At 67.4% G+C, this 24,902-nt stretch carries 26 protein-coding genes; 6 read left to right on the plus strand and 20 right to left on the minus strand.

The features are described from left to right. Positions 1–119 precede the first annotated feature (119 nt). Complete coding sequence (locus BLR75_RS06840) at positions 120–1,193, minus strand: flavodoxin family protein (RefSeq protein WP_084314359.1); 1,074 nt, start codon at positions 1,191–1,193, stop codon at positions 120–122. Positions 1,194–1,373: 180 nt separating this feature from the next. Between BLR75_RS06840 and BLR75_RS06845 the strand changes: the two genes are divergently transcribed. Beyond that, positions 1,374–2,156, plus strand: coding sequence for an SDR family NAD(P)-dependent oxidoreductase (locus BLR75_RS06845; protein ID WP_084314360.1), 783 nt, complete (start codon positions 1,374–1,376; stop codon positions 2,154–2,156). Between the two features lie 193 nt (positions 2,157–2,349). Here BLR75_RS06845 and BLR75_RS06850 read toward each other — a convergent pair whose 3' ends face one another. Continuing rightward, on the minus strand, positions 2,350–3,609 hold the full coding sequence (locus tag BLR75_RS06850) for a peptidase MATCAP family protein (protein WP_084314361.1): 1,260 nt from the start codon (positions 3,607–3,609) through the stop codon (positions 2,350–2,352). Positions 3,610–3,950: 341 nt separating this feature from the next. On the opposite strand from BLR75_RS06850, the gene BLR75_RS06855 reads away from it, so the two are divergent. Beyond that, a complete protein-coding gene (locus tag BLR75_RS06855) occupies positions 3,951–5,243 on the plus strand; it encodes a sigma-54 dependent transcriptional regulator (RefSeq protein WP_090416031.1) in 1,293 nt (430 codons plus the stop codon). Between the two features lie 16 nt (positions 5,244–5,259). Here the strand turns inward: BLR75_RS06855 and BLR75_RS06860 are convergent, their stop codons facing one another. The 5 genes from BLR75_RS06860 to BLR75_RS06880 all read right to left on the minus strand — a co-directional run bounded on the left by BLR75_RS06860 (position 5,260) and on the right by BLR75_RS06880 (position 8,611). After that, entirely contained in the window at positions 5,260–5,976 is a 717-nt protein-coding gene (locus tag BLR75_RS06860) for a hypothetical protein (RefSeq protein WP_084314362.1), read from the minus strand. A 28-nt stretch (positions 5,977–6,004) separates the two neighbouring features. Then, on the minus strand, positions 6,005–6,685 hold the full coding sequence (locus BLR75_RS06865; protein WP_084314363.1) for a C39 family peptidase: 681 nt from the start codon (positions 6,683–6,685) through the stop codon (positions 6,005–6,007). 64 nt (positions 6,686–6,749) lie between these two features. Then, positions 6,750–7,523, minus strand: coding sequence for a hypothetical protein (locus tag BLR75_RS06870; protein WP_084314364.1), 774 nt, complete (start codon positions 7,521–7,523; stop codon positions 6,750–6,752). Positions 7,524–7,571: 48 nt separating this feature from the next. Continuing rightward, complete coding sequence (locus tag BLR75_RS06875) at positions 7,572–8,150, minus strand: adhesin (protein WP_084314365.1); 579 nt, start codon at positions 8,148–8,150, stop codon at positions 7,572–7,574. A gap of 2 nt (positions 8,151–8,152) precedes the next feature. After that, positions 8,153–8,611 carry a hypothetical protein gene (locus BLR75_RS06880; RefSeq protein WP_084314366.1) on the minus strand — a complete coding sequence of 153 codons (459 nt, stop codon included), beginning with the start codon at positions 8,609–8,611 and terminating at the stop codon, positions 8,153–8,155. A 310-nt stretch (positions 8,612–8,921) separates the two neighbouring features. Here BLR75_RS06880 and BLR75_RS06885 point away from each other — a divergent pair, with 310 nt between their 5' ends. The 3 genes from BLR75_RS06885 to BLR75_RS06895 all read left to right on the plus strand — a co-directional run bounded on the left by BLR75_RS06885 (position 8,922) and on the right by BLR75_RS06895 (position 11,708). Beyond that, positions 8,922–10,313: a wax ester/triacylglycerol synthase family O-acyltransferase gene (locus tag BLR75_RS06885; RefSeq protein WP_084314367.1), complete on the plus strand. Its 1,392-nt coding sequence runs from the start codon at positions 8,922–8,924 to the stop codon at positions 10,311–10,313. Between the two features lie 475 nt (positions 10,314–10,788). Then, positions 10,789–11,238 (plus strand): type II RES/Xre toxin-antitoxin system antitoxin, encoded by a 450-nt coding sequence (gene parS, locus BLR75_RS06890; RefSeq protein WP_084311931.1) that lies wholly within the window; start codon positions 10,789–10,791, stop codon positions 11,236–11,238. Beyond that, positions 11,238–11,708: an RES family NAD+ phosphorylase gene (locus tag BLR75_RS06895; RefSeq protein WP_084311930.1), complete on the plus strand. Its 471-nt coding sequence runs from the start codon at positions 11,238–11,240 to the stop codon at positions 11,706–11,708. The genes parS and BLR75_RS06895 overlap by 1 nt, the downstream gene beginning before the upstream one ends. 35 nt (positions 11,709–11,743) lie before the next feature. Here the strand turns inward: BLR75_RS06895 and BLR75_RS06900 are convergent, their stop codons facing one another. From BLR75_RS06900 to ribBA, 5 genes are all read right to left on the minus strand, one after another. Continuing rightward, positions 11,744–12,892 (minus strand): ABC transporter ATP-binding protein, encoded by a 1,149-nt coding sequence (locus tag BLR75_RS06900; protein ID WP_084311929.1) that lies wholly within the window; start codon positions 12,890–12,892, stop codon positions 11,744–11,746. A 17-nt stretch (positions 12,893–12,909) separates the two neighbouring features. Further along, positions 12,910–13,719 carry an ABC transporter permease gene (locus BLR75_RS06905; protein ID WP_084311928.1) on the minus strand — a complete coding sequence of 270 codons (810 nt, stop codon included), beginning with the start codon at positions 13,717–13,719 and terminating at the stop codon, positions 12,910–12,912. Between the two features lie 5 nt (positions 13,720–13,724). Continuing rightward, positions 13,725–14,678 carry an ABC transporter permease gene (locus BLR75_RS06910; RefSeq protein WP_090416020.1) on the minus strand — a complete coding sequence of 318 codons (954 nt, stop codon included), beginning with the start codon at positions 14,676–14,678 and terminating at the stop codon, positions 13,725–13,727. Next, positions 14,663–15,688, minus strand: coding sequence for a polyamine ABC transporter substrate-binding protein (locus BLR75_RS06915; protein ID WP_084311926.1), 1,026 nt, complete (start codon positions 15,686–15,688; stop codon positions 14,663–14,665). The genes BLR75_RS06910 and BLR75_RS06915 overlap by 16 nt, the downstream gene beginning before the upstream one ends. 316 nt (positions 15,689–16,004) lie before the next feature. Then, positions 16,005–17,114 (minus strand): bifunctional 3,4-dihydroxy-2-butanone-4-phosphate synthase/GTP cyclohydrolase II, encoded by a 1,110-nt coding sequence (gene ribBA, locus BLR75_RS06920; RefSeq protein ID WP_084311925.1) that lies wholly within the window; start codon positions 17,112–17,114, stop codon positions 16,005–16,007. A 79-nt stretch (positions 17,115–17,193) separates the two neighbouring features. Between ribBA and BLR75_RS06925 the strand changes: the two genes are divergently transcribed. Continuing rightward, positions 17,194–17,484: a DUF1330 domain-containing protein gene (locus BLR75_RS06925; RefSeq protein ID WP_084311924.1), complete on the plus strand. Its 291-nt coding sequence runs from the start codon at positions 17,194–17,196 to the stop codon at positions 17,482–17,484. Positions 17,485–17,782: 298 nt separating this feature from the next. On the opposite strand, the gene BLR75_RS06930 is transcribed toward BLR75_RS06925, so the two are convergent. The 8 genes from BLR75_RS06930 to BLR75_RS06965 form a co-directional block, all read right to left on the minus strand. After that, positions 17,783–18,346, minus strand: a complete 564-nt coding sequence (locus BLR75_RS06930) for an NUDIX hydrolase (protein ID WP_084311923.1) — start codon at positions 18,344–18,346, stop codon at positions 17,783–17,785. Positions 18,347–18,350: 4 nt separating this feature from the next. Beyond that, positions 18,351–19,103, minus strand: a complete 753-nt coding sequence (locus BLR75_RS06935) for a GntR family transcriptional regulator (RefSeq protein ID WP_084311922.1) — start codon at positions 19,101–19,103, stop codon at positions 18,351–18,353. A gap of 80 nt (positions 19,104–19,183) precedes the next feature. Beyond that, complete coding sequence (locus BLR75_RS06940) at positions 19,184–19,573, minus strand: carboxymuconolactone decarboxylase family protein (RefSeq protein WP_084311921.1); 390 nt, start codon at positions 19,571–19,573, stop codon at positions 19,184–19,186. A 90-nt stretch (positions 19,574–19,663) separates the two neighbouring features. Further along, complete coding sequence (locus BLR75_RS06945) at positions 19,664–20,149, minus strand: flavin reductase family protein (RefSeq protein WP_084311920.1); 486 nt, start codon at positions 20,147–20,149, stop codon at positions 19,664–19,666. 12 nt (positions 20,150–20,161) lie between these two features. Beyond that, entirely contained in the window at positions 20,162–21,643 is a 1,482-nt protein-coding gene (locus BLR75_RS06950) for an aldehyde dehydrogenase (RefSeq protein ID WP_084311919.1), read from the minus strand. Further along, positions 21,640–22,473: an alpha/beta fold hydrolase gene (locus tag BLR75_RS06955; protein ID WP_084311918.1), complete on the minus strand. Its 834-nt coding sequence runs from the start codon at positions 22,471–22,473 to the stop codon at positions 21,640–21,642. The genes BLR75_RS06950 and BLR75_RS06955 overlap by 4 nt, the downstream gene beginning before the upstream one ends. A 26-nt stretch (positions 22,474–22,499) precedes the next feature. Further along, positions 22,500–23,096: an amino acid synthesis family protein gene (locus tag BLR75_RS06960; protein ID WP_084311917.1), complete on the minus strand. Its 597-nt coding sequence runs from the start codon at positions 23,094–23,096 to the stop codon at positions 22,500–22,502. Positions 23,097–23,517: 421 nt separating this feature from the next. Next, the gene (locus BLR75_RS06965) at positions 23,518–24,900 is read right to left on the minus strand and encodes a purine-cytosine permease family protein (RefSeq protein WP_084311916.1); all 1,383 of its coding nucleotides are present in this window, start codon (positions 24,898–24,900) and stop codon (positions 23,518–23,520) included. Positions 24,901–24,902: the final 2 nt, after the last annotated feature.

The following is a 24,902-nucleotide window of genomic DNA, read 5'->3' on the forward strand; positions in this document are numbered from 1 at the left end:
ATCCCGTCGATCTGGCCGCGACCATCGCCCGGGCCGCGGTCACTCGACCGCGCCGGATACCCTTCCCCCAATCCCGTTGCCACGGGCACTGGGGAGTATAGACAGGGAAACCCGGCAGGCTATTTCGGCCGTGGGTCGTCCAGCTCAGCATCCGGCCGGGACAGCCGCCCGGCGCGCAGGTCCTGCACCGCGCGGACCACGGCGCGGGCGACGTTGCGCACCTCCTCCTGCAGCGCCCGGTCGGCGTCGTATGCGTCGTGGCTGGTGGCGTAGGGCTCGTAGTAGCCGATGTAGCGCTCCAGGCGCGCGCTCTTGCCGGCGTCGACCAGGCCCATCCAGTCCAGCCAGTCGGAAAGCGCGTGCAGGCTGGCCTCGATGCCGGCGACGTCGCCATGCACCACCAGCCCGTAGGCGCGCCCGGCGAGATGCTTGGGATAGGGCCAGCCGTCCAGTTCGATGCGCTTGGCCTTGAGCGCGTCCTTGCCGGAGGTGGAGGTCGGGTCGGAATTGCCGCCGTCGGCGCAGACCAGGCGGTCGATCATCAGCTTCAGCGGGCTCGGCGCCTGGTACCAGTACACCGGCGTTAGCAGGATGACGCCGTGGGCGGCGACCCAGCGCGGGTAGATCTCGTTCATCAGGTCGCCGACCTGGTCCAGCGCGTGGTTCGGGTAGCAGCTGCACGGCCAGTGGCAGAGCGGCATGGCGGTGGAGACGCAGCCCTTGCAGGGAAAGATGCGCTGGCCGTATTCCGAGGTCAGCCGGCTGAGGTCCAGCAGGTCCGCCTCGAAGCCGGCGCCGCGCAGTTCCCAGGCGGCGAGGCTGGCCATGCGCCAGGTCTTGGAGATTTCCCCCGGACAGCTGCCATCGTTGCGCGAGGAGCCGGCCACCAGCAGCACCCGCGACGGCCCGGCGGGATCGCGGAAGCGCCCTTCGGCCTGGCGGATGGCGTCGTGCGCCGCCAGCCATTCCACCGACAGCTCGTAGTCCGGATCGGCGTAGCCGGGGCCGGCCTTGCGCGTAACGGGCGCCTTGCGGCCATGGCGATAGGCATCCCAGGCGATTTCCTCGAGGCGGGCGATGGCGGCGTCCTCGGCGCGGAAGGCGGGATCGTGGAAGCGCTGGCGGAAGCGCTCGCCGAAGGTCTGCCGGTCCAGCTTGCCGGGTGCCTGCCCGGTACGCGGTGCGATGCTCATGACGCCTCCGTCGCGGCCGTTCTCCTGCTTTCGAGTTGCCCCGGCGCCGGCGGGTTCAGCCGAAATGGCGCGGCAGAGCGGCCGCGGGGCAAATCCGATACAACGCTTCGTGACGGTCGGGGTCCAACCCCAGACAGGGAATTTCGCCCGGGAACGGCGTCGTCACGAGGGAGGGGAGATATGTACAGCCATCAACTGCTCAACGAGATCGCACTGGTCACCGGCTCCGATTCCGGCATCGGCCAGGCCGTCGCCATCGCCTTCGCCCGCGAGGGGGCGGATGTCGCGGTGACCTATCTGCACGACCGCGAGGGCGCGCTGCACACCTGCAGCCAGATCGAGGCGCAGGGGCGGCGTTCGGCGCTGCTGCAGCTCGACCAGCGCCATCCGCAGGCGGTGGCGGAGGTGTTCGAGGAAATCCGCCGGCAACTGGGCACGCCGACCCTGCTGGTCAACGCCGCGGCGACCGGCGCCAGCGACGTGCCGGTGCACGACACCGATCCGCAGGACTGGGAAGACCATCTGCGCATCAACCTGTTCGGTCCGTTCTACTGCTGCCGCGAATTCATCCGCGGCCTGGAAGGCAGCGGCCGGCATGGCGGCATCATCAATGTCACCAGCGTCCACGAGGAAATCCCCCGCGCCGGCGCGGCCGCCTACGACGCCGCCAAGGGCGGCCTGCGCAACCTGACCCGCACCCTGGCGCTGGAGCTGGCGCAGAGCGGCATCAACGTGAACAACCTGGCTCCCGGCATGGTCCTCACGCCGATGAACCAGCAGGCCCTGGACGACCCGGCGCAGCGCCAGCGGCAGGAACAGGCGATCCCGCTCAGGCGCGCGGCGGAACCGGAGGAAATCGCCGAGGTGGCGGTGTTCCTCGCATCGAAGAAGGCCGCCTACATACACGGCTCGACCATAGTGGTGGACGGCGGGTTGATGCAGAACCTGGGGCAGGGGGCTTGAGGGTGTGGGAGCCATGCCCGTGGAATCGCCTGCGGTCGCGGGCATGGCCCGCTCCTACAGATAATCAGGGCCGCGGTGTTTTTCGTAGGAGCGAACAAACTCCACCGCGGGGCCGGTTCGCGAGCAAGCTCGCTCCTGCAACGTCACCCACCCTTATCGTTCCCACGCGGGAGCGCGGGAACCGTTCCGGACCTCAACCGCCATCCATATCCTCCAGCCGCACATAGCGGTCCAGCGTCACCAGGTCCAGCTTGATCCGGCCGATGAACGCCGAGAAGGCGAACGCGGCGGCCAGCCGGCGCATGTCCTGGGCCCAGGGCGGTACGTAGCGCGGCGTCTGCAGCCAGCCGGATTCGAACAGCGGGTCGAGGCGGATCACGTCGGCGGTGGTCAGGCGGCCGGCGAAGAGGTTGTCCACCAGCTCGGCGCGGTCGTCGCGGATGGCCACGCGCAGCAGCGTATGCACGCTGACCAGTCCGGACAGGTAGCAGGCGTCCTTGGTGAAGGCCACGCCGCCGCGCACGTCGCCGCCACGGAACACGCGCTGGGCGGAGCGGAAGGATTCCTCCTCGGACTGCCCGGCTTCCAGGAAGCCGCGGAACACCTCGATGAAATCCGCGCCTTCCAGCGCCTGCTGCACGGCGAGCACGCGCAGGGTGATGCGCCGCAGGCGCTGGATGTCGATGCTGCCGGTGAGCAGCTCGGCGAGCATGGCGATGCCTTCCTGGGTCTCGGTGGTGCGCGGCGCGCCCAGGCCGAGGCAGCGCAGGTTGGGCTGGGACTGGCCGTTCTGCATGGTGGCGGCGTGGACGAAGGCCTCGTGCTGCAGCAGCTGCGCCTTGTCCAGCTCGGAGAACAGCGCACCGGCGCGCAGGCGGATGCGCGTGGCGCCGGCGATGGCCTTGGAGGCGAGTTCGGGGTCGAGCACCACCCGCACCTTGTCCGGGCCGAAGAAACGGTCCAGCTCCGGCTGCATCCACGCGGCCAGTTCGGCGGCGGGAATGTCGCAGACGGTGGGCGGGATGGTCTTGCCGTCGAGCAGCGCGTCGGTAGTCTCCAGCAGGAAGCTCGCCACGTCCATCGCGCTGAGCTGCTGGCGGGTGTAGACGAAGTCCGGCCGCCGGTAGAGCCGCGCGGAATGCTCGGAGAAGGCCGGCGTGCCTATGGCGCCGAGCATCCGTCCGGCGCTGGCGTAGCTGCGCGCGGTGGCGGCGAGGAACTGGCCGGCGGGGTGGCCGCTGTCGCAGGCGTCGGCGAGCGTTTCCAGGGCCTCGATCTCGCTGCGATGGTCGCGCGGCGACAGCGTCACCTCGGGCAGGGACGGCCTGCCGGCGCGCCAGTCGGCGAGGAAGCGCCCCTCCACGCCGTCCGGCCAGGCGAGGGCGTCCAGGACGCGGATCTTCCGCGCCAGCGGTGGCAGGGCGGCATCGATTTCGGCAAGCGTGGCGGCCATGGCGGATACCTCATGCGGTATCTGAAAGCCTAGCAGCGGCGCATGTGGCCGCTGGCCCGGGGGCGAGGAAAGCCGCCTGTCCGGAGCCCGCAGCGTTTTGCAATGAAAACAGACAGTTGGCGACTTCCGAAGGCCGCTCGGCCACATCCCCCCCAACGGCCTGTTCCTCTCAAGCCGGTTGCTTTCAAGGTTATGAGGAAAGCTTCTAATGAGAATCAAGCACAACGGATACCCTATGCCACTGTCTCGTCGAAGCGCACCGCCAAGCCGGTGGGGTAGAAGAACAAGTGGTGCGGGAACAGCAAATTCTGGCCGACAGGGAGCTTCCTCGGCGCCTGCTGATGGTGGACCCCTGCGCCGATTGCGAGCAGCTGATTCCGGGCCTTGCCGCCGCCGGGTGGAGTATCGAACGGCGGATGCTGGGCGAGCCCGATGTGCCCTGCTGCGATGTCGGCCTGTTGCGCCTGACGCCCTCGCACCTGCAGCGGGTGGAGACCATCAAGCAGCTGATCCACCGCAGCGGGACCGAATGGGTCGCCGTGCTGGCCCCTGGTTCGCTGAATGTCCGGGGCCTGGTGGATTTCGTCCGTGAATGGTTCTTCGATTTCCATACCCTGCCGTTCGACGACGTGCTGGTGCAGATGACCCTGGGCCGCGCCTACGGCAAGGCCAGCCTGTGCCAGCATGCGAGCCCGTCCGACATCGGGGAGAGGGACGAACTGCTCGGCGACAGCCAGAACATCCGTGATCTGCGCGCCCTGCTGCGCAAGCTGGCGCCCAACGACGCGCCGGTGCTGATCCGCGGCGAGAGCGGCACCGGCAAGGAGCTGGTGGCGCAGACCCTGCACCGGCTGTCGCCACGCGCCGGGCAGCCGTTCGTCGCGATCAACTGCGGTGCGATTCCCGAGCAACTGATCCAGTCCGAGCTGTTCGGCCACGAGAAGGGCGCCTTCACCGGCGCGCACCAGCGCAAGATCGGCCGCATCGAGGCCGCCGACGGCGGCACGCTGTTCCTCGACGAGATCGGCGACCTGCCGCTGGAGCTGCAGGCCAACCTGCTGCGCTTCCTGCAGGAATCGTGCATCGAGCGGGTCGGCAGCTGCGAGTCGATCGGCGTCAACGTGCGGGTGGTGGCCGCCACCCATATCGATCTGGAGGAAGCCATCCGCAACGGACGCTTCCGCGAGGACCTCTACTACCGCCTGAACGTGCTCAAGGTGCGCACCGCGCCGCTGCGCGAGCGCATTTCCGACCTGCCGTTCCTCGCCAACCATTTCGCCCAGTTCTACGGCATCGAGATCGGCCGCCGGCCGCGGCGCTTCAGCAGGGAAGCGCTGAATGCGATGGCCGAGCACAGCTGGCCGGGCAACGTGCGCGAACTGTCCAATCGCATCCGCAGCGCGCTGGTGCTGGCGGAGGGGCGGGAAATCGAGGTGGCGGACCTCGGCCTCGACCAGATCGAGAACGACGCCGCGCTGTGCCTGACCCTGGAAGACTACAAGCTGCGCGCCGAACGCCAGGCGCTGTGCGACGCGCTGACCCGCTACGCCGACAACCACTCCCGCGCGGCGCGGATGCTCGGCATTTCCCGACCGACCTTCTACCGGCTGCTGCACAAGCACCAGCTCGTCTGAGCCGCGCCCGCGGCGGTCAGAATCCGCCCGGGCGGGTGAGCTGCGCCATCGCCGCATTCAGGTCGTTCGCCGAGGGGCCGTTGCCCAGCACCACATTCAACTGGGTCAGGTTTTCCACGGCATTGCGCGAGCCGATGATGTCGGTGCGCTGGATGAGGCTGCCGCCGCCGAGCTGCTGCATGCTGCTGCCCTGGCCGGTGGCCTGGATCGACATCCGCAGGCCGCCGCTGGCCTGGGCAACGCTGACCTGGCCGAGGCTGCTGTCGCGCCGCGTGGCCTCCAGGACCGGGCTGCCCCGCGGCACGCCGGCCGGCAGCGAACCCTGCGAGACTGCGATGTTCATGCCGTTGTGGCTGGTGTTGAAGTCGCCCGCCGAGCGGGTGCTCTGCGAGATGCCCTGGACCTGGCCGAGGCCGGCGCCGCCGAGCACCTGGCCGCTGCCGGCGGGCAGGGCGCCGCGCCGGCCGTTGTCGAACAGGGTGACGTTGAATACCGGCGCGGGCATGCCCCGCTGCATCTGCATGCTCACCTGGCCGCCGAGGACCTGCCCGTTGGCGGCCTGCCAGCTGCTGCTCATGACCACGCCGAAGCTGACGACGCGCCCGGGCATCACGAAGCGACCGCGCAGCTGGTCCAGTTGCGCGTCGGTAAGTTCGATCGGCGGTCGCGATTCGGCGTGTGCGGGGAAGGCCGCGGTCACGCAACAGGCGATCAGCCAATGACGGATCCTCATGGCATCCTCCCGGAGCGTCCCGCTCCCATCAGAAGAAGTCGCTCTGGATGAAACCGAACTCCATGAGCTCGGCGTCCCTGAGAGGCCGGAACGCATCCAGCCGGTCGCGCGCGGTCAGCGGGTCGGGCGGGGAGAGCAGCGCATTGGCGCGGTCGTAGCCCGGCCCGACCACGGCGAGGATCACGCCGTTCCAGCCTTTCCTGAAATCCTCGAAGCCGTAGCGCTTGTGGCCCAGCACCGGGTCGCCGATGTACACCCAGTCGCCGCGGGTCCGCTGCATGACCACGAAATGCTTGTAGCCGCGCACGTCGAGCAGGACGATCACCGGCATCTGTACCCGGCGGAACTGCTCGTCCGACACCCGGTAGCCCCGTGCGCGCAGGCCGATGGATTCGACGTAGCGCTTCATGTCGAGCATGGAAAAGCCCAGGTTGCGCACGGTGTCCGGGTCGGCGTGGTGCAGCATGCCCTCGATCACCATGCGCTCGCTGACGTCCAGCCGGTAGGCCTGGCGCAGGATGGTGGCGAGCGCCGCGGCGCCGCAGCTGAAGTCGGTCTGCTGCTGCACCAGGTCGCGGAACTTGCGTTCCCGCACGCTTTCCACGGTCTTGTAGGCCAGGCCGCCGCCGGCCAGGGCGGCGACCGGAATCTGCGCGGCCTGGGCGCCGAAACCCAGGACGAAAAGGAACAAGAGCGCCAACGCACGCATGGTGGGGCCCCTCGGGGAAAATGTCGGGGCCCCGGGATCGCCGGAGCCCCGGAACCCGCCAGGGCTACGGTGCGGTTGCGACCGCGGCGGCGGTGGAAGCGATCGCCAGCGAGTTGGTCTGCTGGTTGCCGGTGCCGGCGGCGATGTTCACGCCGACGTTGCCGGTCACGCCGGTCATCGAGCCACTCGCCGTGGCGTTGTTGACCACATGTACGGTGCCGAGCTCGCCCGCTTCGTTTACGGCGTCCGGGGCGATCAGGCCGAGGGTGAAGTCGCCTTCGTCATCCACGGATTCGTTGTTGACGATCTGTCCGCTCACGCTCTGCGAGGCCTGGGCGTTCGCGACGGTCGGGCCTTCCAGGTCGTCCAGGTCTGCAGGGGCGGTGCCGGCGGCGGCTGCCAGGTCGTTTTTCTGCTGGTTGTAGGTGCCGGCGGCGACGTTCACGCCGACGTTGCCCGAGGCGCCGTCCAGCGAGCTGGAAAGGGTGGCGTCGTTGGTGCCGGCGATGTTGTTGGTCGCTTCGTTCGCCCCCAGGGTCTGGGTGACGGAGGTGCTGGCGCTGGTGGCGAATACCGTCGCGGCATCGCTGGCGGCCAGCGCGGCGGCGTTGGCCTGCTGGTTGACGCTGCCGGCGGCGACGTTGATGCCGACGTTGCCTTCGGCGTCGGAGCCGCTGCCTTCGGAGGCGGCGGTGTTTTCCGTGCCTTCGTTGGTTACCGTGTTGCCGGTGAGATCCTGGGTGTCCGATACGATCGCCTCGGCCGCATAGCCGGTACTGATGGCCATTGCGCTGGCCAGGGCGAATGCCAACGGCGTCAACAGGAATTTCGCTTTCATGATCGATTTCCTCGCTGCCTGGATTTTCGATTTTCCACTCAGGGAGTCTCAGGGTTGATCCGCGACCCTGATGCTCAGGGTGTTGGCCATGCGATTGCCAACTCCCGCGCTCTGGTTCAGCTGCACTACGCCATTACTGCCGGCGAAGGCCCGGTCGTCGGTGACGACCCTCCGCGCCCCTATGGCCGCTGCTCCACCTGAACCAAAGTTGGTGACTGCCACGCTCTGCGACAGTTCGTTGTCGTCCAGCCCCCGGGGCGTGACGGCGCCGAGGCTGATGCTCATGGCGTTGGCCTGCTGCGTCGCCGCTCCGGCGGACTGGTTGACCCCCAGCACGCCACTGCCGCCGGTGAAGGCCGGCCCGAGGATTTCCGCCCCCGCATCCAGGGCGCGGTCGATGCCGCGGACCTGCAGCCGCTGGCTCTGCCCGGTGCCGGCCGAAGCCCCCGGGCCGATGGCGATCGCGCGGGCATTGCTCTGCTGCTGGAAGTCGCCGGCGGCCTGGTTCACCGACAGCACGCCGTCGTAGCCGATGCCGCTGGTGTCGAGCCGGGCGCGATCGATGGACGGATCGGCCACGGCCAGCAGCGGCAGAAGGAGGATCGGCAGAAGGAAGAATCGCACCATGCTCAGCGGCCTCCACCCAGCACCTGCAGGGGCGCGAGGCCGCGCTGCAGGCTGTTGTCGACGCTATTGGCGATCCGGCCGCCCAGCCCGCCGCCATGGCCGGCGATGTTGCCGCCGAGATTGGCCGTGGTATTGGCACCCTCGCTGATGCGGTTGTGCACGCCGTCCAGGCCACCCGCCACCGCCGGCTGTACGGCGGAACCGCTGGTGATGCGGGCGAAGTCGTCGTCCTGCAGTTCCCGGACGCCGGTATCGAGCAGCACCTGGCTGACCTGCGGGGCGGTATTGGCGTTGACCTGCATGGGATGCGGATCGGGAACCATCGTCGGCCGGGTCGCCACGCGCGGTTGCAGGGTCCGGGAAATCACGATGTTGCCGTCTTCCCCATGGGCCGGGGACACGGGCAGTGCCAGGGCGAGGGTGGCTACCGATAACGCTGCGTAGCGAAGGAAACGGACCATGGCATCGATTCCTGATCGGCTGCGGATGCTGGATCGCAGGGAGAGGGAGCAAGAGTCGAGCCCGGAACTGTCAATTAATGGCTATCAATCAGTTAGCGTAGCTTTCTGGAAGTTTTCCCGGGTATGCCTGTCTCATCATTGATACAGCTGCGTCAGAAGCCAGCCGCCAGAACCTTGTCGCTGCTGGGGTAGAGGGTGTGTTTCACCAACGAGACAGGCCGGCCGCTCATTTCGCCCGATCGCCTGCTGGCGGTTTCGCCGGGCCGCGGCAGAGGGTATCAAGGGAGTTGCCCAACCTCGCGAGAGCAGCATGAACAGCCAGCTCACCGGCCAGGACGCCCTGTTCTTCAACGTCGACCGTCCGCATGCGCCGTCGTACTGCACCCTGGTCGCCATCTACGAGCCGTCGGCCGTGCATGGCGAACGCCCCGGCTTCCGCGACATCGTCCGGCATGTCGGGGGCCGGCTGGATGCCTCGCCGGTGTTCCGCCAGCGGATCGTTCGCACGTCGTTCGGGCTCGGCTATCCGCACTGGGTCGAGGACGCGCTTTTCGATATCGACCTCCATCTGCGCCATGCCGTCCTGCCCGCGCCGGGCGACTGGCGGCAGCTGTGCGACGCGGTGGCGCGCATCCAGGCCGACGCGCTGGACCTGACCCGGGCGCCATGGGAAATGCACGTGATCGACGGGCTCGACGCCATCGACGGCCTGCCGCGGGGCAGCTTCGCCATCGTCACCAGGGTGCACCACGCCGTGCTGGACGGCGCGGCCGCGGCGGAACTGATCCGCGCGCTGCACGATTTCGCCGGCGACCGGCCGGATGTGGCGGAAGCGCCGCACGAGCACCAGCCGCCCCCGGGCCCGCTGGAAAGCGTGGCGCGCACCCTGGGCGACAACCTCGCGGCGGCGGCCCGCCTGGGCATGCCGCTGGCCCGGCTGTTGCCTCGGCTGGCGGCGGCCGGACTGCGCAGTGCCGCCTTCGTCCAGGGCGCGCCGCGTACCCGCTTCAATGTCGACATTTCCGCCCGGCGCGTCTGGGATTTGCTCAGCCTCGATCTGGAGGACGTGCAGCGGATCAAGCGCAGCGTCCCCGGGGCGACGCTGAACGACGTGGCGCTGGCGCTGGTGGGCGGGGCGCTGCGCCGCTACCTGCTGGCCCGGAACGAGCTGCCGGCGCGGTCGCTGGTCGCCCTGGCGCCGGTGAACACCCGCCGGCACGCTTCGGAGAAGCGCACCAGCGGCAACTCCGTGTCGATGCTGCGCGTGCCCCTCGGCACCGATATCGAGGACCCGCTCGCCCGGTTGCGGGCGGTGCACGAGGCGAGCGTCGAGGCCAAGACGCTGCACGACAGCCTTGGCCCGGGCGAACTCACCAACCTGCAGAAACTCGCCCCGCCCGCGGCGCTGGCCCTGGCCGGCCGCGTGGCGAGCCTGACCGGCCTGGGCGGCAGGGGGCCGTTTCCGCTGCACAACTGCATGGTGAGCAACGTCCCCGGTCCGCGGGAGCCGCTCCACCTGCTCGGCGCCAGGCTGGTCCGGCTGGGCGGCGTGGGCCCGCTGCTCGACGGCCTGTCGCTGTTCTTCAACCCGACCAGCTATTGCGGAAAGCTGTTCATCTCGGTGACCAGCACGCCGGAGGTGCTGCCCGATCCGGAATTCATGCTGCGCTGCCTGCGGGAATCGTTCGAGGAGGCGCTGTAGGGCGAGAGCTCCGCTCTTCGTAGGAGCCAGCTTGCTGGCGATCATCCATGCCAGCCGGCGGCTCGGTGGTCGCCGGTAAATCCGGATCGCCAGCAAGCTGGCTCCTACAGGTCTGGCGTCAAGCGGGGCAGGGGGCGTAGGGCATAACGCGCCAGCGTTATCCGCCATCCGGTGAATACGGATCGACCGGTGCGGCACCGCTCTTCGTAGGAGCCAGCTTGCTGGCGATCATCCATGCCAGCCGGCGGCTCGGTGGTCGCCGGTAAATCCGGATCGCCAGCAAGCTGGCTCCTACAGGTCTGGCGTCAAGCGGGGCAGGGGGCGTAGGGCATAACGCGCCAGCGTTATCCGCCATCCGCTGAATACGGATCGACCGGTGCGGTATCGCTGTTCGTCATGGTTCTCCTTCATTTCGCTGGCGGACGAGAGTATCCTTCATTTGAAGGCAGATATTCTGTCATTTGAAGGAGGCCCTATGAGTGCCGCCCGCCGCAACGAACAACCGAGCCCCGAAGCGTCCTTCTGGCCGCTGGTCCACGCCCATGCCCGGCTCACCGAGGGCGAGCGCCTGAGCCGGATCAGGGAAGGGCTGAGCTGGCGCTGGGCCGAACTGGTGAAGATGGAATTCCGTCTCGGCCCGTCCGCCATCGAGCGCTTCATCAATATTTCCACCTCGACCTTCGAGCGCAAGAAACGCGCCGACCTGCCGCTCGACCAGGTCGCGTCGGAGCGCCTGGACCGCCTGGCCTCGGTGGTGCTGCTGGCCGAGGAAGTGTTCGAAAGTTCCGAAGCCGCGTCCGAATGGATGACCACCCCGAACCAGGCCCTGGGCGGGCTCAGCCCGGTCGAGTCCTGCGATACCGAGATCGGCGCCAAGCAGGTGCGGCGCATCCTGCATGCCATCGAGTGGGGCGGCGTGGCCTGATGCGCGCGTGGCGAGTATCCAAGGCCCGCCGCGCCCGGGACCTGAGCGGGCAGGGCGCGGCGATCGAGGGTGGGCGCTGGAACGAACAGGAAATCCCCGCGGTTTACATGGGGCTGACCCCGGCGATCTGCTGCCTGGAAACCTTCGTCCATACCAACGCCCGCCCCAGCGTGCCGCTGAAGATCACCTGTTTCGAGCTGCCCGACGATCCCGGACTGTATCTCGAACCGCGGCCGGACGAACTGCCCGCCGGCTGGAGCAGCCTGCCGGCGGACCGGCCGAGCATGTCCTTCGGCAGCGACTGGCTGAACGCCGCCAGTCACCTCGGCCTGATCGTGCCTTCGGCGGTGCTGCCGCTGGAGCGCAACATCGTGCTCAATCCCCGCCATCCGGCGATCCACCAGGTCGCCGTGGTGGACGTCTTCGACTTCGCCTACGACGAACGGATGTTCCTGTCCCGCAACGGCTGAACGAAAAAGCCCCTGCAGGGCAGGGGCTTGGTCCGTCAGTGGGCGCCGGCGCCGCGCACCAGGTCGCTTTCGCTCCACTCGGTGTAGACGCAGGCATCCGCCGCAGCCCAGCGCACCAGCACCGGGGCGCCGGTCTGCAGCGGCTGGCTGGTGCCGGAGAGCTCCTTCAGCGTCAGGCTCGCGCCGCTGGAGGTGGTCACGCTGCAGGTGAGGCTCTCGCCGAGGAACACGGTTTCCGCCACCCGCGCCTGGATCTGGTTCCAGCCGGCGGCCAGCGGCTGCTGGGCAGCCTGTTCCGGCGTCAGCACCAGGGCCTTTTCCGGACGCACCATCAGCACCAGTTCCTGGCCGTCGTGCAGGCCGGCGGTGGGGCGGATCGCCAGCGACTGGTTCTCGAAGCTGGCGGCCGCGTTGCCCTGAGCCTTGACCTTGAGGAAGTTGGAGTTGCCGAGGAAGGAGGCGACGAAGGCATTCGGCGGGCTCTGGTAGAGGTCGTAGCCGCTGCCCAGGCCGACGATCCGCCCGTGGCTGAAGATGGCGATGCGCTGGGACAGGCGCATGGCTTCTTCCTGGTCGTGGGTCACGTAGACGATGGTGATGCCGAGGCGGCGGTGCAGGTGACGCAGCTCGTCCTGCAGGTCCTCGCGGAGCTTCTTGTCCAGCGCTCCGAGGGGTTCGTCCATCAGCAGGATGCGCGGCTCGTAGACCAGCGCGCGGGCGATGGCGACGCGCTGCTGCTGGCCGCCGGACAGTTGCGCCGGGCGGCGGTGGGCGAACTTCTCCAGCTGCACCAGCTTGAGCATCGCCTCGACGCGACGCTCGCGGTCGGCGCCCTTCTGCTTGCGGATATCCAGCGGGAAGCCGATGTTGTCGCGCACCGACAGGTGCGGGAACAGCGAGTAGCGCTGGAACACCATGCCGATGTCGCGCTTGTGCGGCGGCACGTTCACCAGGGACTGGCCCTGCACCAGGATTTCGCCGGAAGAGGGCGTCTCGAAGCCGGCCAGCATCGACAGCGTGGTGCTCTTGCCCGAGCCGCTGGAGCCGAGGAAGGTGAGGAACTCGCCGTCCTGGATGTCCAGGCTGATGTTGTCGACGGCGGTGAAGTCGCCGTAGTGCTTGTTCAGGTTGCGCAGGCTGACCAGGGTCTTGTTGTCGCGGGTGTCTTGGATCACGGCACTCATTTCGTTTACCTCGGCGCTCAGGCGCTGACAGGGTTGCGCCGGCGCAGCACGGCGGCGATCACCATCACCAGTACGGACAGACCGATCAGCAGCGTCGAGGCGACGGCGATCACCGGGGTCAGGTCCTGGCGCAGGGTGGTCCACATTTTCACGGGCAGGGTCTGCAGGGTCGGGCTGGCCATCATCACGCTCAGCACCACTTCGTCCCAGGAGACCAGGAAGGCGAACAGCGCGCCGGCCACCATGCCGGGGCGGATCGCCGGGAAGGTCACCTTGAGCACCGCCTGCAGCCGCGAGGCGCCGCAGATCACCGCGGCATCCTCGATCGACTGGTCGAACAGCTTCAGCGAGTTGATGATCGAGATGATGGTGAACGGCAGCGCGACTATCACGTGGCTGACCACGAAGGAGAACAGCGTGCCGGTGTAGCCCAGCTTGAGGAACAGCGCGTACACCGCCACCGCGATGATCACCAGCGGCACGATCATCGGCAGGGTGAACAGCGCGTAGAGGAACTCCCGGCCGGGGAACCTGCCGCGCACCAGGGCGAAGGCGGTCGGCAGGCCCAGGGCCACCGAGCAGATGGTGGTCAGCACGGCGACCTTCAGGCTCGCCAGGGCCGAGTCCATCCACTCGGGGTTGGAGAAGAACTGCCCGTACCACTTCAGCGTCCAGCCCGGCGGCGGGAACACCAGCCACTGGGAGGAACCGAAGGACAGCAGCACGATGAACACGATCGGCAGCACCAGGAAGGCGGCGATGGCGCCCGTGGTCAGGTACAGGCCGAGGCGCAGGCGCGGGCCCATGGCGTTGGGTGACAGCAGCATGGCGCTTACCTCGCAGTGCTCGAAGCCACCGGGGATTCCGGCTGCAGCTTCAGGTAGAAGTAGAACAGCACCAGGGTGATGGCGATCAGCAGCGCGGCGGCGGCGCTGGCCAGGCCCCAGTTGAGGAAGGACTGCACCTGCTGGACGATGAACTCCGGCAGCATCATGTTCTGCGCCCCGCCCAGCAGCGCCGGGGTGACGTAGTAGCCGAGGGACATGACGAACACCATCAGCCCGCCGGAGAACAGACCCGGACGGCACAGCGGCAGGAACACCCGGACGAAGTTGGTCCAGGGGCTGGCGCCGCAGATGGAGCCGGCCTGCAGCACCATCGGGTCGATGGCCGACATGGTCGCCTGCAGCGGCAGCACGATGAACGGGATCATGATGTAGCTCATGCCGATCACCACGCCGGTGAGGTTGTGCACCATCTCCAGCGGCTGGTCGATGATGCCGAGGGCCATCAGCACCTTGTTGATCACCCCGGAGGCCTGCAGCAGCACCAGCCAGGAGTAGGTGCGCGCCAGCAGGCTGGTCCACATCGACAGCAGCACGATGTTCAGCAGCCAGCGGCCCCAGCCGCGCGGCACCAGGGTGATCACCCAGGCCAGCGGGAAGCCCAGCAGCAGGCTGATGAGGGTCACCAGGCCGCCGACGGCGAAGGTGTTGAACAGCACGCGGGCATAGGCCGAGTTGGCGAACAGCTGTTCGTAGTTGCCCAGCCCCGGCGTGGGTTCGAGCACGCCGCGCAGCAGCAGGCCGATCAGCGGCGCGAGGAAGAACACGCCGAGGAACAGCAGGGCCGGGATCAGGTTGCGGGCACCGCGCCAGCGCAGCGCGGTCTGGTTGTCATGCTTCATCGGCGCAGCCCTGGAGTCGGCAGGGGCGCGGGACGCCCCTGCGGTGGACTTGGCCGGCGAGCCGGGCTGGAGTGCAGCCATCTTCACTTGACCAGCCATTCGTTCCACCGGGATGCGATCGCCGGACCGTTCTTGGCCCAGTACGCATAGTCGAGGGTGATCTGATCCTTAGCGTAGGCGGTGGGCAGGTTGGGGGCGAGATCGCCCTTGAGCTGGCTCACGCTGTCGAGGTTCACCGGGGCGTAGGCGGTGAGGTTGGCGAAATCGGCCTGGCCCTTGGCGCTGCTGGCGTTGGCCAGGAACTTCATGGCCGCGTCCTTGTTCTTCGCGCCCTTGGGAATGACCAGGAAGTCGGCCATGACCAGGTTCTGCTTCCAGCTCACGCCGACCGGCGCGCCGTCCTGCTGCAGGGCGTAGATGCGGCCGTTCCAGAACTGGCCGAGGGTCGCTTCGCCGGAAGCCAGCAGCTGCTGCGACTGGGCGCCGCCGCCCCACCAGACGATGTCCTTCTTGATGGTGTCGAGCTTCTTGAAGGCGCGGTCCAGGTCCAGCGGGTAGAGCTTGTCGGCCGGCACGCCGTCGGCCAGCAGGGCCAGCTCCAGCACGCCGGGGCTCGGCCACTTGTAGAGGGCGCGCTTGCCGGGATAGGTGGCGGTGTCGAACAGGGCGGTCCAATCCTGCGGCTCCTTGCCGCCGGTCTTGCCCTGGTTGTAGCCGAGCACGAAGGAGAAGAAGAAGGAGCCGACGCCGTGGTCGGAGACGAAGCGCGGGTCGATGCGGTCGCGCTGGATCACGTTGAAGTCCAGCGGCTCGAGCAGGCCCTCGGCGGCGGCACGCAGGGCGAAGTCGGCTTCGACGTCGACCACGTCCCACTGCACGTTGCCGCTTTCCACCATGGCCTTGAGCTTGCCGTAGTCGGTGGGGCCGTCCTGCACCACGCGGATGCCGCTGGCGCTGCTGAAGGGCTCGGCCCAGGCCTGTTTCTGCGCGTCCTGCGTGGTGCCGCCCCAGCTGACGAAGCTGAGGTTGTCGGCGGCGATGGCGGCGCTGCCGCTCGCGGCCAGGAGCGCTGCGGCGAATACCGCGGTTACGCGTTTGCTGAACACCATCTTGCTTGCCCTCATTGTTGTGTTTGTACGCAAGCGGGCCCTGTTCTTCTTGCCCGCTTATCAGGAGCAGTGACCCCGCTTCGGCGGGGCTTCAAGGACGACCGAACTATCTCGGCCTATGGAATGGCATATTATGGTATGCCAAGAATTTTGCAAGTACCTGGCGTTGTCGTGAGGCCGGAAGCGGTGGGATGGGTGACGAGTGGTGGGATTGCGCCATCACGGACGCTGCGGCGTCCGTCTCTTCGCGGGCATGGCCCGCTCCTACAGGTGACGCCGGGCTTTTTGTAGGAGCGGGCCATGCCCGCGACTGGTCCTACCCCTCGAACGGCAGGGTTTCCACCACTTCCAGATCGTAACCGGTGAGGCCGGCGTATTTCAGCGGCGGGCCCAGGTGGCGCAGCTTGCCGACGCCGAGGTCCTGGAGGATCTGCGCGCCGGTGCCCACCTCGGAGTAGATGCGCGACTGCGAGCGGCTGAACTGCCGGCGCGGCTGGGTCAGTTGCGGCACGCGTTCCAGCAGGGCCTGGGACGACTCGTTGTTGGCCAGCACCACCACCACCCCGTGGCCGGCCTCGGCGACCTTCTCCAGGGCGGCCCAGAGGGTCCAGTTCTTCGGCCCGGTGTATTCGGCGCCCACCAGGTCGCGCAGCGGGTCGATCACGTGCACGCGCACCAGGGCCGGTTCGTCGCGATGGATCTCGCCCATGACCATGGCCATGTGCACGCCGCCCTCGATGCGGTCCTCGTAGGTCACCAGGCGGAAGGTGCCATGGACAGTGGGCAGGTCGCGCTCGCCGATGCGGGTGACGGTGTGTTCGGTGCTGAGGCGGTAGTGGATCAGGTCGGCGATGGTGCCGATCTTGATGCCGTGCTGCTCGGCGAAGGCTTCCAGCTCCGGCCGGCGCGCCATGCTGCCGTCGTCGTTCATCACCTCGACGATCACCGAGGCCGGGGTGAAACCGGCCAGGCGCGCCAGGTCGCAGCCGGCTTCGGTATGGCCGGCGCGGGTCAGCACGCCGCCTTCGCGGGCGCGCAGGGGGAAGATGTGGCCGGGCTGCGCCAGGTCGTCGGCCTTGGCGTCGGGAGCCACGGCGGTGAGCACCGTATGGCAGCGGTCGGCGGCGGAGATGCCGGTGGTCACTCCGCTGGCGGCCTCGATGGAGACGGTGAAGGCGGTGGAGAAGACGCTGCCGTTGGCCGGCACCATCTGCTCCAGGCCGAGGCGCTGGCAGTGCTCGTCGGTCAGGGTCAGGCAGATCAGGCCGCGCGCCTCGCGGGCCATGAAGTTGATCGCCGCCGGCGTGCATTTTTCCGCGGCCAGCAGCAGGTCGCCCTCGTTCTCGCGGTCCTCGTCGTCCACCAGCAGGACCATCTTGCCCTGGCGATAGTCTTCGATGATTTCTTCGATGCGATTGAAAGGCATGGTCGTTGTCCTGGCTGGATCAAGGAAAGGTTATTTGGTATACCATAATACATGATTAATCGAGACAACAGAGGTCAGCATGAAGGCTTACTGGATCGCCCACGTCGATGTGACGGACCCGGTGCAATACAGCGAATACACCAGCCGGGCACCGGCGGCATTCGCCAGGTATGGCGGCAGGATGCTGGCCCGCGGCGGCCGTTCGCAAGCCATGGAAGGACGGGCGACGCCCCAGCGCAGCGTGGTGATCGAGTTCGACTCCTACGAGCAGGCGCTGGCGTGCTATCGGTCGGCGGAGTACCAGGAGGCGTGCAGCCATCGCCAGGGCGTGGCGAAGGCAGAGGTGATCATCGTGGAAGGGATCGAGTAAGCCGCGCTCTTTGTAGGAGCCAGCTTGCTGGCGATCATCCATGCCAGCCGTCGGCCCAGTGGTCGCCGGTAAATCCGGATCGCCAGCAAGCTGGCTCCTACAGGTTTGGCGTCAAGCGGGACAGGGTGCGTTATCTGCCAACCGGTGAATGCGGATCGATCGGTGCAGCACCGCTCTGCATAGGAGCCAGCTTGCTGGCGATCATCCATGCCAGCCGGCAGCTCAGTGGTCGCCGGTAAGTCCGGATCGCCAGCGAGCTGGCTCCTACAGGAATGGTCTCCGGAGGCAGCCCCTGGGTTTACCGGATGAAATGGATCTTCCCGGTATCGTCATTGCCCATGTAGATGCCGTACACCCCGGCCCGGCGTTCCTCGATGTAGCGTTCGAGGATCTGCCGGATGGCCGGGTAGTAGATGCTGTCCCAGGGAATCTCCTCGGGGGCGAAGAAGCGGTAGGCGAGGGTTTCCGGGCCGTGCTGGCCGGTCTCTTCGATCACCGTGGCGCGGAAGATGATGTACACCTCGCTGATCTTCGGCACGCTGAAGATGGAGTAGGGCGAGACGATGTCGGCGCGCACGCCGCTCTCTTCCCAGACTTCGCGCAGCGCCGCTTCCTCGGTGGTCTCGCCGCTTTCCATGAAGCCGGCGGGCAGCGTCCAGGTGCCGGGGCGCGGCGGGATGGCGCGCTGGCAGAGCAGGTACTTGCCGTCGCGCTCGATGATGCAGCCGGCGATGATCTTCGGGTTGACGTAGTGGACGTAGCCGCAACCCGCGCACACCAGTCTTTCGTGGGTGTCCCCGGGGGGACACTGGCGGCTCAGGTCGCCGCAACCACAGCCGGGACAGAAGCGCGGGTCAGGCATGGCGTCAGCGTCCTATGCGCGGTTCCTTGAGGGCGATGGGGGTGACGATCTCGCGCACCTTGCCGGTTTCGCCCTGCTTGGATTGGAGGTAGTCCAGCGCCACCCTGGCGGCGGCGCGGACGTGGTCCACCGAGGCCTGGTGGGCGGCCAGCGGGTCGCCGCTCTTGATCGCCTCGACGATGCGTTCCATTTCCTGGTTGCTCGCGCCGCGACGGTTCTCCTGGGACACCGAGGTGGCGCGCAGGTAGCTGATGCGCGCCTGCAACTGGCGCAGCTGGGTGGCGGCGACATGGTTGCCGGAGCCTTCCAGCAGCACGTCGTAGAAGCCCTGCACGGATTCCAGCACCTGCTGCAGCTCGCCTTCCTCGAGCGCCTTGCGGTTCTCTTCGAGGGCGCGTTCCAGCGCGCGGATGTCCTTGGCCTTGGCGTTGAGGGTGAACAGCTGGACGATCAGCCCTTCGAGCACGCAGCGCAGCTCGTAGATGTCGCAGGCGTCTTCCAGGGTGATGATCGCCACCCGCGGGCCCTTGGCATCGGCGAACTCCACCAGGCCCTCGGACTCCAGGTGGCGCAGGGCCTCGCGGACGGAGGTGCGGCTGACGCCGAGACGGTCGCAGAGATCGCGCTCCACCAGGCGGTCGCCGGGCAGCAACTGGAAGTTCATGATCGCGCCCCGCAGCTTGTCGAGCACGATCTCGCGCAGGGTGACGGGGTTGCGGTTGACCTTGAAGCTGTCGTCGAGGGGCAAGCGTTTCATGTAGTCCGGCTCTGCTTATGGCTGTCCGTAGGAAAAACGAAGGAGCACCAGCGGGTGCTCCATCATCGGGTTTCCGGCAATCAACCCTGAGCCTCGGCATCAGCCTCGGCGAAGGCTTCGCGGGCGAGGCGGAAGCTGTCCACCGCCGCCGGCACACCACAGTAGATGCCGACTTGCAGGAGAATCTCGCGGATCTGCTCGCGGGACAGGCCGTTGCGCAGGGCGCCACGGACATGCAGCTTCAGCTCGTGGGGGCGGTTGAGTGCCGAAATCATCGCCAAGTTTATCATGCTGCGTTCTTTCAGCGATAAGCCGTCCCGGCCCCAGACGTGGCCCCAGCAGTACTCGGTGACCAGTTCCTGCAGGGGGCGGGTGAAGTCGTCGGCGTTCTGGATCGACCTGTTCACGTAGGCCTCGCCCAGCACCTGGGTGCGGATTTCCAGGCCCTTGGCGTATTTGTCGTTGCTCATCAGCAGGCTCCTCGCTCCTACAAAAGCGACGGGCGTCAAATAAAAAAGGGACCGCTGCCGAGTGTGGAAGACAGCGGTCCCGAGGGTGTTTCAGGCAATCTCCGGCAGCGCGCCGAGCTTGCCCTTGTGGTAGACCATGGGCGTCACCTCTTCCTTCGGCAGGATCAGGTTCTTCACCGCGCCGATGATGATCGCGTGGTCGCCGCCGTCGTACTCGCGCCACAGTTCGCACTCGATGATGGCGGTTGCTTTCATAAGCAGCGGGTTGCCCAGCTCGCTCAGGTGCCACTCGATGCCCTTGGCCTTGTCCTTGCCCTTCCTGGCGAAGGCGTAGGCCTCGGCCTGCTGGTCGGAGCACAGCAGGTGGATGGCGAACTGCTTGCTGTCGCGCAGGATCGGGTAGGTGTCCGAGCCGTAGTTCGGGCAGAACAGCACCAGCGCCGGGTCGATGGACAGGGCGCTGAACGCGCTGGCGGTGATTCCGACGATTTCACCATCGGCGTCCAGGGTGGTGACCACCGTGACGCCGGAGGGGAAGGAGCCCATCACTTCTTTGTAGATGCCGGGTTCGATCATGGCGGTGTCCTCTCAACGCATCACGAAGGGGTCGGGCATGGGCGCCTGCGAGAGGTTGATCCACACCGTCTTCAGCTCGGTGTAGGCCAGCACCGAGTCGATGCCGCTCTCGCGGCCGTAGCCGCTGTTGTGGAAGCCGCCGATGGGCGCCATGGCCGAAACCGCGCGGTAGGTGTTGACCCAGATGATCCCCGAACGGATGTCGCGGGCCATGCGGTGGGCGCGGCCGAGGTCGCGGGTCCAGATGCCGGCGGCGAGGCCGAACTGGGAGTCGTTGGCCATCGCCAGCGCGTCGGCCTCGTCCTTGAAGCGGATGACCGAAGCCACCGGGCCGAAGACCTCTTCCTGCATGATCTTCATCGAGTTGCGGTCGCACTCGAACAGGGTCGGTTCGTAGTACCAGCCCTTGGCGTCGATCTGCGGACGCTTGCCACCCATGCGCAGACGCGCGCCCTCGGCGATGGCGTCGGCCACCAGGCCTTCGACCACGGCCAGCTGCTGCGCGGTGGCCATGGGCCCCATCTCGCTGGCGTCGTCCTGCGGGTTGCCGATACGGATGCGCCGGGCGCGCTCCATCAGGCGCTCGACGAATTCGTCGTAGATCTCGTCCTGCACCAGCAGGCGCGAGCCGGCCACGCAGCTCTGCCCGGATGCGGCGTAGATGCCGGCCACGGCGCCGTTGATGGCGCTGTCCAGGTCGGCATCGGCGAAGATGATGTTGGGCGACTTGCCGCCCAGCTCCAGCGACAGCTTGGCGAAGTTCTCCGCGCTGCTGCGCACCACATGGCGCGCGGTGGCGGCGCCGCCGGTGAAGGCGATCTTGCGCACCAGCGGATGGCGGGTGAGGGCGGCGCCGGTGCTCGGGCCGTAGCCGGTGACCACGTTGACCACGCCCGCCGGGAAGCCGGCTTCGAGGGCCAGGCGCGCCAGTTCGAGGATGGTCGCGGAGGCGTGCTCGGACGGCTTCAGGACGATGGTGTTGCCGGCGGCCAGTGCCGGGGCCAGCTTGATCGCGGTGAGGTACAGCGGGCTGTTCCACGGGATGATCCCGGCCACCACGCCCAGCGGTTCATGCACGGTGTAGGCGAACATGTCCGGCTTGTCGATCGGCAGGGTGCCGCCTTCCAGCTTGTCCGCGAGGCCCGCGGTGTAGTGGAAGAATTCCGGCAGGTAGCCGACCTGGCCGCGGGTCTCGCGGATCAGCTTGCCGTTGTCGCGGCTTTCCAGCTGGGCGAGATGCTCCCTGTTCTCGGCGATCAGGTCGCCCAGGCGGCGCAGCAGCTTGCCCCGCGCGGTAGCGCTGAGGCCGCGCCAGGCCGGATTGCCGAAGGCTTCCTGCGCGGCCTGCACGGCGCGCTCGACATCCGCCTCGTCGGCATCGGGCAGTTCCGCCCAGGGTTCGGCCAGGGCCGGGTTGAGGCTCTGGAAGGTCTTGCCGGAGAGTGCATCGACCCACTGGCCGCCGATGCACATCTGGAAACGTGCGAGCGTCATGCGACGATCCCCTTTGCTTGGTTCTGGAAGCTCTGTGCCTGCAGGAGGAAGTCCAGCAGCACCTGGTTGACCAGGCGCGGCGACTCCACCGGCATCATGTGCCGCTGTTCGTCGAGCACCGCCACCTGGGCGCCGGGAATGCGCTCGGCGAGTTGCCGGGCCATCTCGGGGGTCGAGCCGGGGTCCAGCTCGCCGGTGGCGACCAGGGTCGGCACCTTGATGCTGCCGAGGTCGTCGGCACGGTACATGTCCTGGGTGGCGAACAGCTCATAGGTAGTCAGATAGCCCTGCGGATCGTTGCTGGCAAGGGTCTGGCGGATGGCCTCGATCTGCGCCGGATTGGCCGCCTGGTACTCGCGGCTGAACCAGCGCGACAGGGCCGCCTCGGCGTTGGCGTCCGGGCCGTGCTCGGCGGCCTGGCGGGTGCGTTCGATCACCCCGGCGCGCTGCTCGGCGCTGCGGTTGAACACGCTGTTGAGGATCACCAGGCCTTCCAGGTGCTGCGGGTAGTGCAGGGCGAAGGCCCGTGCCACCAGACCGCCCATGGAGAAGCCGATCACCGTGGCCTGCCTGAGGCCCAGGTGCTCCAGCAACTCGCGCAACTGCTCGGCGTAGCCCAGCAGCCCGGTGCCCGGCTCGGGGCGCGGACTGGCGCCGTGGCCGAGCATGTCGTAGGCGATGACCTGGAACTGCGGGGCCAGGCCGACCATCTGGCCGCCCCACATTTCCTTGTTCAGGCCTACGCCGTGGATCAGCACCACGGGGTGGCCTTGGCCGGTCGCCAGATAACTGGTGCCGGCCGGTGTGCGCTCAGCGGTAAGCCGAATCATGGAACGCTCCTGCACGGGCCGTGGGATCACTTGGCCTGGGCCTGCTCGGCGGCCAGTTCTTCCAGATCGATGTAGCGGTTGCCGATGCGCGGGTGCAGGCGGCCACCGTCGGCGGCGCCCAGCACGATGACGATTTCGTCGGCGCGCGGTGCGTCCTCGATCTGCATTTCCAGGGTGATGTAGTGGGAACGCAGGCCCTCGTCGTCCTTGTGCATCATCGGGATCTGGATCGAGGTGCCCGGGCCGCCGCGCTTGTTGGTGAAGCTCAGGTAGCTCTTGGCGTTCACCGCCTGGCGGTAGTGGTTGCCGAAGCGCAGGGTGTGGATCACCGCGGAAGCGTGCTCGATCTCGCCATCGGCGCCGACCACGGCGGCCTTGCCATAGGCTTCGATCCGCGCTGCGCCACCGATGGCGGCGGTCAGGCGCTCGACCATCATCGCGCCGAGGTCGGAGCAGTTGGCCTTGATCTCCGGCTTGAGGTCTTCGACGAAGCCACGGCCGGCCCAGGGGTTCTTGATCACGACGGCCAGGCCGACCATGGTCACCGGCTTCTCGGCGGCCTTGCCGCCTTCGATGAAGGTCTCTTCCACGTAGCTGACGATCTTGCGGATTTCGAAGCTCATTGGGGTCTCCTGGTTGGGGAAGTCTCTTGCTGTCTGATGGTATACCATAATATTGAATATGCAAGAGGCAGCTGCCAGAGGAGGGCAGACCTTGGCGACGGAAGGTCAGACGGGGGAGAAGGAATGAGCTGGAAAGGCGCGTATGGCGAAGCGGCGTTTCGCGTTCCCAGGCTCTCCGGACATTCTGCGTCCGAATCGCGGGCATGGCCCGCTCTTACGGGCACGAGTGATGCGTGGAGTGGGCTTTCTGCCGGACCTGTAGGAGCGGGCCATGCCCGCGACCGGCCCCGCGCAGGACCATCACACGCATGGCGCGCTCTTGCCAAGAGCGCGAACCATCGTTCCCACGCTCCTGCGTGGGAACGCATCCCCGGACGCTCCTGCGTCCGAATTCGATGGGTATCGCTGCGCTCAACCCATCCTACGAAGAGCGTGGTTCTACTCCAGCCGGAACTCCACTGCGCGCAGGCGCCACACGCCGCCGCATCGCCCCGTAGTAGGTCAGCGCCGGGACCAGCAGGCCGACCACCCAGGCCAGGTCGATGCCATCCAGCGCGTTGGCGACGGGGCCGACGTAGAGGGTGGTGTTCATGAACGGAATCTCCAGCAGGATGGTCAGCACGAAGCTGCCGCAGGCCACCAGGTTGACCCGTCCGTAGCGCCCGTGGAGGTCGAAGATATCCGCGACGCAGTAGTCGCCTTTCCTCAGGCAGTAGTAGTCCACCAGGTTGATGGCGGTCCACGGGATGAGGAAGTAGCTCATGAAGAAGATGAAGTTCAGGAAGTAGCTGATGAAGTCCTCCTGGCTGATGGTGCAGAGCGCCGTGGCGATCAGGCTGATGGCGAGCATGAACAGCCCGCGCACGAGGGGCGTCACCCGCAGGCGGGCGAACGGCTCGATCACCGTGACCGTGGACATGAAGGCGCCATAGAGGTTGAACACGTTGATCGCCACCTGGCCGTAGAGGATGAAGGCGAACAGCGGCACGGCGGCCGCGCCGAACAGCAGTGCCAGGTGGCTGCCGACGTTGTCGGAGAAGCCGCCGATGGCGACGCTCAGCATGGCGCCGAGGATCATCATCCAGGCTCCGCCCGCCACGGTGCCGGCGTAGCTGTACCAGAACACCCGCGACATCGGCGTGGCGCTCGGCAGGTAGCGCGAGTAGTCGGCGACGTAGGGGGCATAGGAGAGCTGCCAGGTGACCGCGATGCTCACCGCCACCAGGAACTTCGACAGCGAGAAGCCCGCCGGGGACCACTGTTCCTCGGCAATCGGCAGGCCCAGGGCGAGGGCGGTGGCGACCAGGAACACCAGCACCGAGAGCAGCGACAGCAGCTTCTGCAGGCGGTGGATCAGGCGGTAGCCGTAGAGCGCCACCAGGAAGCACAGCGCGCTGATCAGGTAGATGTTGCCGTTGCCGCCGAGCGGGCTGACCGACTCGATGGCCTGGGCCGCCAGCAGGGTGTTGCTGACGAAGAAGCCCAGGTAGATGAGCATCACGAACAGCAGCGGCAGCACGGCCCCGATCACGCCGAACTGGGCGCGGCTCTGGATCATCTGCGGAATACCCAGCTTCGGCCCCTGTGCCGAGTGCGAGGCCATGAAGACGGCGCCGATCAGCGAGCCGACGACGATGGCCACGGCGCTCCAGAACAGGTTCAGGCCGAGCATCACCGGCAGCACCCCGGAGGCGATGGTGGTGATGTTCATGTTGGCGCCGAACCAGATATAGAACAGCGAACCCGGCCGGCCGTGACGTTCGCTTTCAGGGATGAAATCGATGCTTCTTTTCTCGACATTCATGA

It is taken from the genome of Pseudomonas jinjuensis (genome assembly GCF_900103845.1).
GTDB classification, from domain to species: Bacteria; Pseudomonadota; Gammaproteobacteria; order Pseudomonadales; family Pseudomonadaceae; genus Pseudomonas; species Pseudomonas jinjuensis.